This window comes from Flavobacterium sp. MAHUQ-57, assembly GCF_051908335.1.
Lineage (GTDB): Bacteria > Bacteroidota > Bacteroidia > Flavobacteriales > Flavobacteriaceae > Flavobacterium.
The window spans coordinates 1,674,971-1,690,840 of record NZ_JBPZTE010000007.1 but is presented as its reverse complement, the minus strand read 5'-3'; the positions used below and the strand labels follow the sequence as shown (position 1 = coordinate 1,690,840).

General features: G+C 35.3%; 14 protein-coding genes. 11 read left to right on the top strand and 3 right to left on the bottom strand.

The window, feature by feature from the left end; all coding sequences use genetic code 11:
• The first annotated feature begins 34 nt into the window (after window positions 1-34).
• From fbaA to ACS8MM_RS15520, 4 genes are all read left to right on the top strand, one after another.
• Entirely contained in the window at window positions 35-1,102 is a 1,068-nt protein-coding gene (gene fbaA, locus ACS8MM_RS15535; protein ID WP_379718704.1) for a class II fructose-bisphosphate aldolase, read from the top strand.
• A gap of 73 nt (window positions 1,103-1,175) precedes the next feature.
• Window positions 1,176-2,030 carry an acetyl-CoA carboxylase, carboxyltransferase subunit beta gene (gene accD / locus ACS8MM_RS15530; RefSeq protein ID WP_379718701.1) on the top strand — a complete coding sequence of 285 codons (855 nt, stop codon included), beginning with the start codon at window positions 1,176-1,178 and terminating at the stop codon, window positions 2,028-2,030.
• A gap of 53 nt (window positions 2,031-2,083) precedes the next feature.
• Window positions 2,084-2,680, top strand: coding sequence for a hypothetical protein (locus tag ACS8MM_RS15525; RefSeq protein ID WP_379718698.1), 597 nt, complete (start codon window positions 2,084-2,086; stop codon window positions 2,678-2,680).
• Between the two features lie 10 nt (window positions 2,681-2,690).
• Window positions 2,691-3,431, top strand: a complete 741-nt coding sequence (locus tag ACS8MM_RS15520; protein ID WP_379718695.1) for a hypothetical protein — start codon at window positions 2,691-2,693, stop codon at window positions 3,429-3,431.
• Window positions 3,432-3,458: 27 nt separating this feature from the next.
• Here the strand turns inward: ACS8MM_RS15520 and ACS8MM_RS15515 are convergent, their stop codons facing one another.
• Entirely contained in the window at window positions 3,459-4,709 is a 1,251-nt protein-coding gene (locus ACS8MM_RS15515; protein WP_379718692.1) for an ABC transporter permease, read from the bottom strand.
• A 122-nt stretch (window positions 4,710-4,831) separates the two neighbouring features.
• Between ACS8MM_RS15515 and purH the strand changes: the two genes are divergently transcribed.
• The 6 genes from purH (at window position 4,832) to rodA (ending at window position 12,149) form a co-directional block, all read left to right on the top strand.
• Entirely contained in the window at window positions 4,832-6,364 is a 1,533-nt protein-coding gene (gene purH, locus ACS8MM_RS15510; RefSeq protein ID WP_379718689.1) for a bifunctional phosphoribosylaminoimidazolecarboxamide formyltransferase/IMP cyclohydrolase, read from the top strand.
• Between the two features lie 140 nt (window positions 6,365-6,504).
• The gene (locus tag ACS8MM_RS15505) at window positions 6,505-7,533 is read left to right on the top strand and encodes a rod shape-determining protein (protein WP_073308847.1); all 1,029 of its coding nucleotides are present in this window, start codon (window positions 6,505-6,507) and stop codon (window positions 7,531-7,533) included.
• Between the two features lie 84 nt (window positions 7,534-7,617).
• Window positions 7,618-8,448: a rod shape-determining protein MreC gene (mreC, locus tag ACS8MM_RS15500; RefSeq protein ID WP_379718686.1), complete on the top strand. Its 831-nt coding sequence runs from the start codon at window positions 7,618-7,620 to the stop codon at window positions 8,446-8,448.
• Window positions 8,441-8,947 carry a rod shape-determining protein MreD gene (locus ACS8MM_RS15495; protein WP_379718683.1) on the top strand — a complete coding sequence of 169 codons (507 nt, stop codon included), beginning with the start codon at window positions 8,441-8,443 and terminating at the stop codon, window positions 8,945-8,947. Before mreC ends, ACS8MM_RS15495 begins: the two co-directional genes overlap by 8 nt.
• A complete protein-coding gene (gene mrdA / locus ACS8MM_RS15490; protein ID WP_379718680.1) occupies window positions 8,944-10,893 on the top strand; it encodes a penicillin-binding protein 2 in 1,950 nt (649 codons plus the stop codon). Before ACS8MM_RS15495 ends, mrdA begins: the two co-directional genes overlap by 4 nt.
• Window positions 10,893-12,149 (top strand): rod shape-determining protein RodA, encoded by a 1,257-nt coding sequence (gene rodA / locus ACS8MM_RS15485; RefSeq protein ID WP_379718677.1) that lies wholly within the window; start codon window positions 10,893-10,895, stop codon window positions 12,147-12,149. The genes mrdA and rodA overlap by 1 nt, the downstream gene beginning before the upstream one ends.
• A gap of 7 nt (window positions 12,150-12,156) precedes the next feature.
• On the opposite strand, the gene ACS8MM_RS15480 is transcribed toward rodA, so the two are convergent.
• Window positions 12,157-12,957, bottom strand: coding sequence for a DNA/RNA non-specific endonuclease (locus ACS8MM_RS15480; RefSeq protein WP_379718674.1), 801 nt, complete (start codon window positions 12,955-12,957; stop codon window positions 12,157-12,159).
• 72 nt (window positions 12,958-13,029) lie between these two features.
• Between ACS8MM_RS15480 and ACS8MM_RS15475 the strand changes: the two genes are divergently transcribed.
• Window positions 13,030-13,722 (top strand): hypothetical protein, encoded by a 693-nt coding sequence (locus ACS8MM_RS15475; RefSeq protein WP_379718671.1) that lies wholly within the window; start codon window positions 13,030-13,032, stop codon window positions 13,720-13,722.
• A gap of 58 nt (window positions 13,723-13,780) precedes the next feature.
• Here ACS8MM_RS15475 and ACS8MM_RS15470 read toward each other — a convergent pair whose 3' ends face one another.
• A complete protein-coding gene (locus tag ACS8MM_RS15470) occupies window positions 13,781-15,862 on the bottom strand; it encodes an OmpA family protein (RefSeq protein WP_379718668.1) in 2,082 nt (693 codons plus the stop codon).
• Between the last annotated feature and the right edge of the window lie 8 nt (window positions 15,863-15,870).

Sequence of the window (15,870 nt, the reverse complement as noted above, 5' to 3'; positions counted from 1 at the left end):
TGTAATTTTGTCAATCTTATAAAAAATTAAATACATGGCACACAGTATACAACCGGGAGTTGCAACCGGAGATCAAGTACAGGAAATTTTTAAATATGCCAAAGAAAAAGGCTTTGCCTTACCTGCGGTAAACGTTGTAGGATCAAGCACTATCAACGGTGTGCTTGAAACAGCAGCAAAGTTAAAAGCACCTGTAATTATTCAGTTTTCAAATGGAGGAGCACAGTTCAACGCTGGTAAAGGTTTATCAAATGCTAATGAAAAAGCTGCAATTGCTGGAGCAGTAGCTGGAGCAAAACACATTCACACTTTGGCAGAAGCCTATGGAGCAACTGTGATTTTACATACTGACCATTGTGCTAAAAACTTATTGCCTTGGATTGATGGATTATTGGATGCTTCTGAAAAACATTTTACAGAAACCGGTAAACCATTATTCTCTTCACATATGATCGACTTATCTGAAGAACCTATCGAAGAAAACATTCACATTTGCAAAGAGTATTTAGCTCGAATGAGTAAAATGGGCATGACCCTTGAAATAGAGCTAGGAATTACTGGAGGTGAAGAAGATGGTGTAGATAACAGCGATGTTGACAGCTCAAAATTATATACGCAACCGGAAGAAGTAGCTTATGCGTACGAAGAATTGATGAAAATTTCACCTCGATTTACCATTGCAGCTGCATTCGGTAACGTACATGGTGTTTACAAACCTGGAAACGTAAAACTTACTCCTAAAATCTTAAAAAATTCACAAGAATACGTTCAGAACAAATACAATACCGAAGCCAATCCGATTGATTTTGTTTTCCACGGTGGTTCTGGTTCAACTTTAGAAGAAATCAGAGAAGCTATTTCATATGGTGTAATCAAGATGAATATCGATACTGACTTACAGTTCGCATTTACCGAAGGTATTCGTGACTATATGACTTCGAAAATTGAATACTTAAAAACGCAAATCGGAAGCCCTGATGGTGCCGATTCACCAAACAAAAAACATTACGATCCAAGAAAATGGGTTCGTGAGGGTGAAATTACTTTCAACAAAAGATTAGAACAGGCTTTTGCCGATTTAAATAACGTAAATACACTTTAATTACCTGTTACGAGTATGAAATAAGTTTGACTTAAATCATAACTCCTAACTTTAAACTCATAACTGAATTATTATGGCTTGGTTTAAAAGAAAAGAAAAAGGAATTACAACACCTACTGAAGATAAAAGAGATGTACCGAAAGGTTTATGGTATAAATCTCCAACAGGAAAAATTGTAGATGCTGATGAATTAGCCAGAAATCTATGGGTTAGCCCGGAAGATGATTTCCATGTACGCATTGGAAGTAAAGAATATTTTGAAATTTTATTTGACAACAACGAGTTTACCGAATTAGACGCTAATATCACTTCAAAAGACCCGCTTGGGTTTGTGGATACCAAAAAATACTCTGATCGTTTAGTTGATGCTATCGGAAAAACAAAATTGAAAGACGCTGTACGTACAGGTGTTGGTAAATCGAAAGGAAACGATTTAGTAGTTTGCTGTATGGATTTCGCCTTCATTGGTGGATCTATGGGTGCTGTAGTGGGAGAAAAAATCGCACGTGGTATCGATTATTCCATCAAAAACAACATCCCGTTTGTAATGATTTCAAAATCAGGTGGTGCTCGTATGATGGAAGCCGCTTACTCATTAATGCAGTTAGCAAAAACTTCTGCGAAATTAGCACAATTGGCAGAAGCTAAAATCCCTTACATTTCATTATGTACAGATCCTACTACGGGTGGTACAACTGCTTCTTATGCAATGCTAGGCGATATTAACATTGCCGAACCAGGAGCATTGATTGGATTTGCTGGACCACGTGTTGTAAAAGACACTACAGGTAAAGATTTACCGGAAGGATTCCAAACTTCTGAGTTCGTATTAGAGCATGGTTTCCTTGATTTCATCGCTCACAGAAAAGAGTTAAAAAACAAAATCAACCTTTACATCGATTTAATCCTGAATCAGGAAATCAGATAAAAAAGAAAATCCCGGAATTAACCGGGATTTTTTATTTTTACAAAAAAATAAAAATGCGCAAATCATTTGTCATTCTGATACTTTTCCCAACCCTATTCGCATGCCACAATCCGAATGAAAAAAACCAATCACAACTCCAGACCATAATCATTTCGAAAGAGTATGAAGCAAATAAAAACAAAGTCGGTTATAAGGAATTTGCTACTGATTATGGCACTCATCACTTCATTATAGACAAGGACACCAATTTTTTTTTCTATCAACGAAAAGATAGAGATATCTTTTGTTCGGTAGGCTTAACTTTTGACACACTTCCCGAATTAATAAACCTGACCCCGACAGATTTGGTTAAAGTTCCCCAAGAAGCAATTCGAAGTATTTTACAGGCAAATTTACAGAAAGAAAAAGGCAATACTATTTATGTAAGCTCACAGATTGACACCTTGAAGGGCATAAAAATCAATATCCTCTTAAAAGCCATCAACGATTTCAGAAACAAAGACCTTTACCTTATAAGAAAAAGTACTCAAGAGGAAGACACTGTGTTACATTATAAAAAAACAGCCAAAACATTTTATCCAAATGAAATTAAGTGGGATTACTCTAAGATTTCAGAATCCAAAATCCAATTTGTAAAACCAAAAAAGTAATCACTCTGTCATGATGTCATTGAATACAAAAACCATTGCAATTGCTATTCTATCCCTTTTCTTCTGTCAAAACATGGCTGCAGACGCTACACCATTCAAAAGAAAACTTATTATAAATCTTGATCTGAACAATTCAAAAAAAGATTCAATTAGAAAGGTATGCATACTCTATGGACCAAGTTTCAAAATAACCGATACGGTTTGTGGTTGTGATGGATCTGATTACCTTTATCTGGAGAACAAAACGATTCATATTGAAAGATCAGTTCCTGAAAATTTCAAATTGCTTTTTACTTTTGGCAACAAAACACTAATAAGTCCAACATTAAATGAAAACGATTCAGATTCTTTGATTGAATTAAAAATTGCTGATACAGAAATAACCGAAACTACTCCATTCTTCAGAGTTCCTATTAGCAACTATATTTTAGCACTTTTCTTGACAATTATAATGGAACTACTTTTTGGTTTTGCCTTTTTTTTGAAACACAAAATCAATTCAAAAAACATTCTTTACATCTTACTAGTCAACCTAATTTCACATCCGGCATTATGGCTTACTTGTTCCTACTTTATTGGATGGGGAATCAACCTACTTTTCGCAGAAATTATCGTAACACTATTTGAAGCCATACTCCTAACCTTCCTTATAAAGCCTAAACTAAATTTCCAAGCTTCACTTCGATTGAGTTGCATTATTAATAGTGCCAGTTTTATTTTTGGCGGAATACTATATTTAATTCTGAGTTAATGTTTATACCTGCAAAGCATGAAAATATTACATACCACTTCTGATTGCCTCAACAGGATCCAATCGGGAAGCAACAAACGCGGGTATAATTCCAGAGATTAGTCCAATCAAAGCGGCTAAGAAAGTTCCGAAAATGATATTGGAAAGACTTAATATGAATTCAAATTCTAAAGCATTGGTCAAAACAATAGAAATAAGATAAACAAAAAATATTCCTACCAAACCACCAATCACACAAAGTATTATAGCTTCAAATAAAAATTGCAATAAAATGAACCTATTTTTCGCTCCCAATGACTTTTGAATACCAATCAGATTGGTTCTTTCTTTCACCGATACAAACATAATATTGGCGATACCAAACCCACCTACTAATAATGAGAAAAAGGCGATTACCCATCCAATAAAATTCATTTGTTTGATGATACCATCCAATAAATCAGTAAATCCAGACAAAACATTCATGAAGAAATTATCAATATCACCTTCTTTCAATCCTCTGTAATGACGCAATTTCTGACGCAACTCTTCTTTAAAAGCATCAATATCAACCCCATCAACAGGCTTAATCATAATAGCCGGCGTGATCATTTCATTATCATCACCGTACATTTGGCGTAGAAAATTAACCGGAATATACACCGTAGTATCTTCATTTTCATCGAAAATACCAGCGCCTTTCTTAGTCATCACACCAATTACAGTAAATCGTTGACCATACAAACGCACTTTCTTGCCTAGAGGATCAATTCCGTCGAATAAATTTTTAGCAATTTGATGTCCCAAAACAATTACAGGCGCGCCCGAATTAGACTCGGCTTCATTAAAGAAACGACCTTGGTCAAATTCTAGCTTCTGAACATCTTCTTGTTCGAAGGTTGTTGGCCCAACATTGACTGAGCTAACAGTCTTCCCTTCATATTTAATATTTTCTTTTCTGGTGAACAACTGAAAACACATAGCTTCCAAATCATTCAACGACTTCTTCAAATACTCATACTCGTCGTAAGTCACATCCGGGAATTGCTCTCTTTTCCAATCTGGAACATCCGTTGGTCCAAAAGAAAAACGAATCAAGTAAATCGAATTCTTGTCCAAAGTACTCAAATCCTTTTTTATTTTTCTATCCAATGAATCCACAGCAGTAAGCACCGCTATGATGGAAAAAATACCAATGGTAACACCAAGCAGCGATAACAATGTTCTTAATTTATTATTACGCAGCGCATTGACAGCGAAACCAAAACTTTCCTTCAACAATCGGATATATATCATCATAATTTGAAAATCGTATTGAACATTAGTGTGAAAACTCCATCAATTGTTACATTTTTTTTCAGGAATCTGAATCGAAATCAGAATGAAAAAACTACTTTTGCAATACAAATTACAACAACACAATGAATACTACAAAAACAATTAAATCGGCACTGATTTCAGTGTTTGATAAGACCGGATTAGAACCAATTGTTACCAAACTTCACGAACAAGGCGTTACATTTTACTCTACCGGTGGCACCGAAGAATTTATCCTAAATCTTGGAATCCCCGTTGTTCCTGTTGAAGACGTTACATCTTATCCATCAATTCTTGGTGGAAGAGTAAAAACATTGCACCCCAAAATTTTTGGTGGAATTTTAAATCGCCAAGATAATGAAACTGACGTTGTACAAATGAAAGAATTCGAAATCCCACAAATTGATGTGGTGATTGTCGATTTATATCCATTTGAAAAAACGGTTGCATCGGGAGCAAGTGATGCCGATATTATCGAAAAAATTGATATTGGCGGAATTTCATTGATCCGTGCAGCAGCAAAAAACTTCAGAGACACTGTAATTGTTCCTTCAGTTAACGAATATTCATTGTTCTTAGAAATCATTTCTTCTCAAAACGGAGCAACAACATTAGAACAACGAAAAACATTTGCCGCAAAAGCCTTTAATGTTTCTTCACACTATGATTCGGCTATTTTCAATTATTTCAACAAAAATCACGAAGAAGCCGTTTTAAAAATTAGTGAAACCCAAGGAAACGTGTTGCGTTATGGAGAGAATCCACATCAAAAAGGATTTTTCTTCGGCGACTTCGAAAAAATGTTCACCAAGTTACACGGAAAAGAATTGTCCTACAACAATTTACTAGATGTTGATGCTGCTGTTAATCTTATTGGGGAATTCAAAAACGACGACCCTACGTTTGCCATCTTAAAACACAATAATGCTTGCGGAATTGCCACTCGCAAAACAATGAAAGAAGCATATTTGGATGCCTTAGCAGGAGATCCTACCTCTGCATTTGGAGGTGTTCTTATCGCAAATGGCAATATTGATTTAGCTACTGCCGAAGAAATCAACAAATTATTCTGCGAAGTAATCATTGCACCAAGCTACGATTCGGCTGCCATTGATCTTCTGGAAGAAAAGAAAAATAGAATTATCTTAATTCAAAAAGAAGTCACTCTATCCAAAACATCAGTAAGAACATGTCTTAACGGCGTTTTAGTACAAGACAAAGATTTAGTTACTGATTCGAGAGCACATTTAAAAACCGTAACTCTTACAACTCCAAGCGAAACCGAAATTGAAGATTTACTATTTGCATCAAAAATTTGCAAACACACGAAGTCAAATACTATTGTACTGACCAAAGACAAACAGTTATGCGCTTCAGGAACTGGACAAACTTCTAGAGTTGACGCTTTGAAACATGCCATAGAAAAAGCACAATCATTCGAATTTGATTTGACAGGTGCTGTCATGGCAAGTGACGCCTTTTTCCCATTCCCAGATTGTGTAGAAATTGCAAACAGAGCAGGGATAACTGCTGTAATTCAACCAGGCGGATCTATAAAAGACGAATTAAGCATTAACTATTGTAATGATAATAAAGTATCTATGGTATTTACTGGGATTCGTCATTTCAAACACTAATAAAACCTCAATATTTTCACATATTTACAAATGCATCAATAAAATTGTATTGATGCATTTTTATTTTGAATTAAACCAAATAATTTTTATACTTTTGCGTTTGGATTATACTTTTAAATACATTAACCCTCAATACAAATATGGGATTTTTTGATTTCATGACCGAGGACATCGCGATTGACCTTGGCACCGCAAACACACTAATCATTCACAACGACAAAGTTGTCATCGATAGCCCTTCCATTGTTGCCCGTGACCGCATTAGCGGAAAAATTATTGCCGTAGGCAAAGAGGCCAACATGATGCAGGGTAAAACACACGAAAACATCAAAACCATCCGTCCTTTGAAAGACGGAGTTATTGCAGACTTTGATGCTTCTGAGCAAATGATTAAAATGCTTATCCGAAGTATTCCTGCGCTTCAGAAACGTTTATTCACACCAGCACTTCGCATGGTGATCTGCATTCCTTCAGGCATTACCGAAGTAGAGATGCGTGCCGTTAAGGAATCTGCGGAACGTGTAAACGGAAAAGAAGTTTATCTAATTCACGAACCTATGGCAGCTTCTATTGGTATTGGAATTGATATCATGCAGCCTAAAGGAAACATGATTGTAGATATCGGTGGAGGAACAACAGAAATTGCGGTGATTGCTTTAGGAGGTATTGTATGTGATAAATCCGTAAAAATTGCCGGAGACGTTTTCACCAACGACATCATTTACTATATGAGAACACAACACAATTTATTTGTGGGTGAAACTACTGCTGAAAAAATCAAAATCGAAATTGGTGCTGCCATTGAAGACTTAGACTCTCCACCTGATGATATGTCTGTTCAAGGACGTGACTTGTTAACTGGAAAACCAAAACAAGTAGAAGTATCTTCAAGAGAAATTGCCAAAGCTTTAGACAAATCCATCCAACGTATCGAAGATGCTATCATGGAGACTTTATCGCAAACTCCTCCAGAATTAGCGGCTGACATTTACAACACCGGTATCTATCTTGCTGGCGGTGGTTCGATGTTAAGAGGCTTGGACAAACGTATTTCACAAAAAACCGATTTACCTGTCTTTATTGCTGAAGATCCATTGAGAGCTGTAGTAAGAGGAACCGGTATGGCTCTTAAAAATTTAAACAAATACAGAAGTATATTAATTAAATAACAATTTCAAAAGAAGAACCAACAGTTTAGCTTCTTTTGTCATTCCAATTTAGAATTAGCATTTATAATTTATTAATCATAACTGATGCAGCAAATATTTAACTTTATATTTAAAAACAGTAATCGCTTACTGTTTTTGCTGCTTTTGATAACTTCTTTAGTTTTGGCAATCCAATCGCATTCTTACCATAGAAGTCAAATGGTAAATTCTGCCAATGCTTTATCGGGAAGTGTATACGAAGAAATCAACGAGGTTAAAACGTATTTCAGCCTAAGAGATCAAAACGACAAACTAGCACAAGAGAATGCTTTGTTACGTCGCCTACTTTTTAACAAAAAAGATAGTGCTACCAAACTAATAAAGGACTCAGTAAAAGGGTATGACAAATTGAATGTAATTCAATCTAAAGTCATCAACAATTCTTACAATACTCCAGAAAATTATTTAACCATCAATACTGGTACCCTTAAAGGAATCAAACCAGACATGGGAGTAGTGAGTAGCCAAGGAATTGTTGGAGTAATTGAAAAAGTTTCTCCAAATTATGCTACAGTTATCAGCGTTTTAAACATCAAGTCTAAAATTAATGCTAAAGTTAAACGCACCAATCACTTTGGTTCTTTAATATGGAAAGCGAAAAATGCTGGTTATGTTCAATTGGTTGAAATTCCTAGATTAGCTTCAGTTAAGAAAGGAGATACAATTGTAACGGGAGGTATTTCAAAAATATTCCCTGAAAACATCCCTGTAGGTATCATCGACAAAATTTACATGGACACAGAAACCAACTACTACACTGTAGACGTTCGTTTGTTCAATGACATGACGAATTTAAACCATGTTTATGTGATCGAAAATAAAGACATTGGTGAAATTAACAAATTAGAAGCCGAAACCAAACCAAAAAATGAATAGCACTATATTATTCAATACGATTCGTTTTGTTTTGCTGATTGCAGCACAGGTGATTATTTTTAACAATATCAACCTGTTTGGCTATATCAATCCACTACCTTACGTTTTATTCATTTTACTGTATCCTGTTAACACAAATAAATCTGGATTACTAATTGCCAGTTTTCTTTTAGGATTAACATTGGATATGTTCGCCAATAAAGCTGGATTTCATGCAACAGCTTGTTTAATTCTAGCCTACATCAGACCTGCTTTTTTCCGATTTGCTTTCGGTTTAAGTTACGAATACCAAACCATTAAAATCAATGATCGTTTGTCTCCAGAACGGTTCACTTTTATCACTATTTCGATAATAACACACCATTTGATTTTGTTTCTTTTGGAATTTTTCAAATTCACTTTTATACTAGATGCACTTTGGAGAACAATTAGTACTGCCCTTTTTACGTTAATTGTTAGTATCATCATTATCTATTTATTCAAGCCAAGTAAAAAATGAGAAAGCTTTTATTACCAGGTATGATAATAGTTTCTGCTATTTTAATCATAGCAAGGCTTTTTTATTTACAGATTATAGACGAAGAGTTGAAACTTAAGTCGGAAAATATTTCCATTAAAATTAAGTACGAATACCCAGAACGCGGCTATATTTATGACCGTAACGGCGAACTTTTGGTTGCCAACCAACCTTCGTATGATATCATGGTCGTACCTAGGGAAATCAAAGAACTAGACACATTAGAATTCTGTAAACTACTAAACATTTCGAAAGAAGAATTTCACAAACGTTTAGACAAAGCAGTCGTATACAGTCCATTATTACCTTCGGTATTTTTGGGTCAATTGAACAAAGTTGAATATGCTGCTTTTCAGGAAAAAGAAAGAAAGTTTGAAGGTTTTTACATTCAAAAGCGTTCTCTTCGCGACTATCAGGTTCATGAAGGCGGTAATGTATTTGGTTTCATAACCCAAGTTAACGAAGCCATCATTAACAAAAACCCGTACTATAAAAGTGGAGATTTAATTGGAAAACAAGGTGTCGAAGAAATGTATGAGGACATCTTACGTGGTCAAAAAGGAGTAAAACACATTCAACGTGACCGCTTCAATCGTGAAATGGGACCTTACAAAGAAGGAAAATACGACACTATCGCCATTCAAGGAAAAGACATAACTCTTACAATTGATGCTGAACTGCAAAAATATGGTGAAGCCTTAATGAAAAACAAAAGGGGCGGTATTATTGCCATAGAACCGAAAACCGGCGAAATATTATGTTTGGTTTCTGCACCATCATATGATCCAGGCATTTTAGTAGGTAGACAACGTTCCCGTAATTACACTCGATTGTATAACGATTCATTAGCAAAACCACTATACGACCGAAGTTTATTAGCAGAATATCCTCCAGGATCCCCATTCAAAATACTAACCGCTTTAGTCGGATTACAAGAAAGTGTAATCGATACTTCATCGGCTTTTACTTGTCGTGGAGGTTTCAGTTATGGACGCGGTAGATTCATGCGTTGCCACTGTGGTGGTGGAGTTCGTAAATTACACATGGGAATTGCCAAATCGTGCAATGCCTATTTTGGTAATACCTACATGAACACCATCAATCATTTCAATACACCATCAATTGGAGTAGATGTTTGGAGTAACCATTTGAAATCATTTGGTTTAGGGCAATTTATGGGATATGACTTACCAACAGGAAGAAGAGGAAACATTCCAACTTCCAAAACCTACGAAAAATTATATCCAAATGGTGGCTGGAGAGCATCAGCGATTGTTTCCAACTCTATTGGACAAGGAGAAGTTTTAATGACCCCAATACAATTAGCCAACATGATGGCTACAATTGCCAATAGAGGTTACTATTACACCCCTCATATCATCAAAAAAATCAAAGGGCAACCCATTGATGAAAAATTCCGAACAAAACACGTTACCACTATTGATCCGAAGCATTACAAACCAGTTATAGAAGGACTGTCAGAAGTATTCAAAACGGGTACAGCTTATTTCTTAGGAGTTGATGGTATTGAAATATGCGGAAAAACCGGTACAGCTGAAAATTTCGCCAAAATAAACGGAAGAAAAGTCCAATTGGAAGATCACTCCATTTTTGTTGCTTTTGCACCCAAAAACGATCCGAAAATTGCAATTGCTGTGTTTGTAGAAAACGGTGGTTATGGAGCGACAATTGCTGGACCAATAACTTCTTTAATGGTTGAGAAATACATTAAGAAAAAAGTAACCAATAAATACAGAGAAGAAAATATGATGAACCGTAGTTTACAACACGAGTACAACAAATTTTCAAAAAAATATATCGATTCCATGTACAGAATTAAGTTAAAAAAAGATTCGGTAACAAGGGTAAAAAATCAAAAGAAACTAGATTCAATAAAAAAAGCACAAGCGGCACAAATTAAGCCATAATGAAAAATCAAAGTGTTAAAAATAACATCGACTGGATTACTGTAATTATCTATACAGCACTTGTTACATTGGGCTGGATGAATATATATTCTGCGGATATTACTCCTGATTCGAATTATATTTTTGACATAACCCAAAACTATGGAAAACAACTAATATTTATTGGATGTAATTTGGTTTTGGTTTTAGTAATACTTTCCATAGATGCCAAAATTTATGAACGTTTTGCGAGTGTATTTTTTGGCGCTTCTTTAGTACTTCTTGCTGGGCTATTTGTAGCCGGAAAGACAGTCGCTGGACAACGATGCTGGTACGCCATTGGAAGTTTTACTATACAACCTTCAGAATTTGCCAAAGCCGCAACTGCATTAGCTTTAGCCAAATACCTAAGCGATTCGCAAGTCAATTTAAAAAACTTCAATCACCAACTCATCGGACTACTCATTATTGGGTTACCAATATTATTGATTTTACCACAACCCGATCCAGGTAGTGCCCTTATATTTACAATGTTTATACTTGTATTGAATCGGGAAGGATTACCTTCTTGGTATTTATGGAGTGGCTTCTTTGCCATCGTTTTATTCTTAATGGCGTTATTGATAAAACCTCAATATGTTGTTTTGATTACCTTCATCGGAGTTGCTGCACATTACATAAAATCAAGACCAATTAATCGAAACATAATTGCCAGCGGCGTGGTCTTCCTTTTAATGATCGGTTTTTCTTTGTCTGTAGACTATGTTTTTGAAAACGTATTCAAGCAGCACCACAGAGATCGTTTTAATGTGCTTTTTGGAAGAGAAGTGGACATGGCTGGAGTTGGTTACAACACTAATCAATCTAAAATTGCTATAGGTTCTGGAGGCTGGATTGGTAAAGGTTATCTTGAAGGAACACAAACCAAAGGAAATTTCGTCCCAGAGCAACACACTGATTACATTTTTACTACTGTTGGCGAAGAATGGGGATTTGTTGGGTCAACTGTGATGATTCTGTTGTATGTTGGCCTCTTATTACGTATTCTCTATTTGGCCGAAAATCAGAAAACCAAATTCAGTAGAATTTACGGTTATGGAGTCGCCTCAGTACTTTTCACCCATTTTGCCGTCAATATTTCGATGGTTGTTGGTATCTTCCCAACTATTGGAGTACCGCTACCCTTTTTATCGTATGGTGGATCAAGTTTATGGGCTTTTACTATCTTATTATTCATCTTTGTAAAAATGGATGCCAATAAGGTAAATGAATGGTAAACCCATTCTAAAAACTCCATTCTTTATAATCAGACGATTTTTCAATTTTATTTTCAATTCCATCAGGTAGTTTAGAAAAGAAATCAATACCTGTGATTTTTTCGATTTTATCAATAGGCACAACGAAAGTATATAAGGCATTTTCAGATTCTTCATGTGGCACCAAAAATCCAATGGTTTTATAACCACCGTTCGATCTATCGATTAAAATTTTATAAAAATATTCAGGAACGGCAACATGTTCTTTACCTATCGACTTCAAATCATCCTTTAAAACACCACCAGTTACGACATACAAACCATCGTACTTCTTTGCCCAGTATCTAGTTTTCTGTTCCAAACGATTCCAAATTCCTGCATTGAAATCATTGCGTTGTGGAGTAATATTAGAAGTATAGAAAGTTTCATTGAATGCTTCTTTCGAAAATCTTCGATCGCCCGCTGGACATAAATGTCCGCGATCATAACCTGAACGAATATAATTTTTCCAACTTGCAGAACCCGAGTGTACTTCTGGATCTTCAATAAAATAAGGACGTTTATGATTCGAATAAATAATTTCGCTTTTCTTTAATTCATACGCTACCCATTCTGCTTGCTCATGCTCTTCAGAATACGACAAAGTGTAGTATTTATGTCTCACAATATCTCCTGTCGTGGTAGTAGGCAGAAAAAAATCATTGTCAGGTGTGGGTGCAACTTCAGAAATCTCCATAATTGATTCCTTGGGTGTTGGTTTTGTATTGTTACAAGCTAACGAAATAGCCCCCAATACACTTAGCGTTAAAATTTTTTCTCTAAACTTCATATAACAAGCGAATTATTGTAAATTTATGATGTAAATATAGACAAGAACATGTACAATCCTAAAATTAAAACTATGAAAACTAAATTACTGTTGGCTGGAGTTACCATACTATTTGGATTTTCAGCTATTGCACAAGAAACTGTTGTGTCTGATGCCGACAAATTAATTGCTCAAAAACGTCAGGATTCAATCGCAAAAATAAAAGCAACTGAATTGAAAGCACAAAAAGAAGCCGAAAAAAAAGCTCATCTAGCAGAAGTAGAAGCCAATAAAGCGGCGAAAGAAGCTGAAAAACAGGCCGATAAAGCGGCAAAAGAAGTAGATAAAGCTACAAAAAAAGCGGAAAAAGAAGCTGATATGGCGGTTAAAGAAAAAGAACGCGCTGCCAAAATGGAAGAAAAAAGAGTTGAAGCAGAAGAGAAAAGAGCCAAAGCGGAAGAGAAAAGACTAAAAGAAATGGAGAAAGAAAGAGACCGAATGGAGAAAGAAAGAGATAAAGCAGAGAAAGCTCGAAAAAAAGCAGAAAAAGAAAAAGAGAAAGCAGCAGATGCACGTGAAAAAGTAAGAGACGCTAAGGAAAAACAAGAAGATATCAATAAAGACATCGAAAAAGAAATAAAAAAACTTGAAAAGCAGGAGAAAAAAGGAAATCTATCTCCAAATGATATCGAGAAAAGAAGAGAAAAAATTGATAAGATGAGAGAAAAAGCGGATAAGCAAAAAGACAAAATCCGAAAAGCAGAAAAAGCAGCTGATAAATATTAATCAAAAAAAAAGGCTCCCAAAAATTAAGGGAGCCTTTTTTATAGACATGAATTGTTCTCTACAAATCTTTAATCACAAATTCACTTCGTCGATTAAGCTCATGTTGTTCCTCTGTGCATGATTCTTCATTTACACATTTCACTACAGGTTGCGATTCGCCATACCCTTTTGCAAAAATTCGTTTCGGGTTGATTCCTTTATCAATAAAATAATCTCTAGTCGATTGTGCTCTATTTTCAGAAAGCACTCTATTGTAGGTCTTGCCACCACGAATATCCGTATGTGAGCCGATTTCAACTACCATTTCAGGATATTTGTTCATCAAATCGATTACTTTGTCTAAAATAGGCTTAGAATCACGTCTAATATACCATAAATCATAATCAAAATAAATTGGTTCCGTTTTGATAACTAATTTATCTTTCTCTTTGACCACATCTTTTTCTTCAGCTATAATTTTATCGACCTTTTCTTTCTTCTTCTGTTCAGCGATAGCTTTTTCCTTAATTTTCGTCTCTTCCAAGGCTTTTTTCTCTGCCTCTTCTTGCTCTTTCACTGCCAAAGCTTCTTCCTCTTGCATTTTTCCCAAAGATTTTAACTCCATGGAAGCATCATTTTCTTTGTTTCTATCCTTTAGCAATTCTAAAGTACGTTGGTCTTCATTATAAGCCACTTTAGAAGCTTTTACCAAATAACCTTTTTCACAGGCGACTGTGAATTTGAAACTTCCATCGGCACCCACAGTAATCATTTCCAACTCTTTTTTATTGATAAAATCATACAAAGCAACTTGAGCACCTTCTAAAGGTAATTTAGTATCTACGTCTGAAATGATTCCTGCAATAAATTGCTTACAATCTTCAACAACAAGTGGCTTGGTTTCCAGAATAGAATAAATATCATCGCTCCCTTTCCCACCTTTACGATTGGAAGCAAAGAAACCTTCTTTAGTATCCGAATCAATAGTAAATGCAAAATCGTCAACACCTGAATTTACAGGCAAACCAACATTAATAGGCTTACTAAAATCATCTCCGTTACTATCCGAAACGAAAACATCTAAAGACCCAAAACCTTCATGACCATTTGAAGAAAAATACAACTTGCCATCTTTGGACATAAATGGAAACTGTTCTTTTCTATTGGTATTTATGCTTTTTCCTAAATTTCTAGGTGTTCCAAAACTTCCATTATTGATAGCTACCTCATAAATATCAAACGAGCCATGTCCGCCAGGCATATCAGAGGCAAAATACAATGTTTTCTCATCCGGACTCAATGCGGGATGTTCTGTTGAATAATCTGGATTATTAAAAGGTAACGAAACAATTTTTGACCACTTTCCGTCAATCAATTCGGCTTTATAAATTTGAAGGTTAGAAATCTTCTCTTTATTTTTCGCACGAGATCTATTTTTGGTGTTATTCCGTGTGAAATACATCGTTTTACCATCTGCAGAAAAAACGGCATTCGCCTCATGCATCTTTGTATTCACATCTTTCGAAAAATAATTAACAATAGAATCTTTAGCATTAATATTTTTCATTGGAATAGTAACCAAGTTCAAATAGCTCTCACTATTCCATTTGTATACCTTATCGAATAATCCAATTTCTTTTTTCACTGCCGAGAACACCAGATTATCGCCTTGATTCACTGCTCCAAACTCAGAATTTGCAGTATTGATTCCTAAGTTTTTCATAGTGTAACGTTCTCCTATTGCAGTCACATTTTCCAGCGTTTTCAAATCTTTTTCTAATAATGTAGCTCCTTCGGCATTTCCAGATTTGGCATACATATCCCGTATGGCTTGGTTCGCTTCATTATAGTTATTGGTTGCTTTCAATGTTTGGGAATAACGGAAGTAATACTCTTCCGAAATATCCTTTGCAAAATTCTTGATAAGATATCTATAATACTTCTGCGCATTTTTCAGATCGTTTGTAAAATAATAACTATCCGCTAAATTCCGAACAACTTCTAACGAGCGATTTTTCTCTACAGCCGCTTCATATAACGGAATAGCCTCACTGTAATACGTTCTGTCAAAATAGCGTTTTGCTCTGTCTAAATCCTGATCTTGAGCAAAAATATACTGCATTGAAAACACAGCGAGTAGGGTAAGTAAAATTCTTTTCATAGCAACTC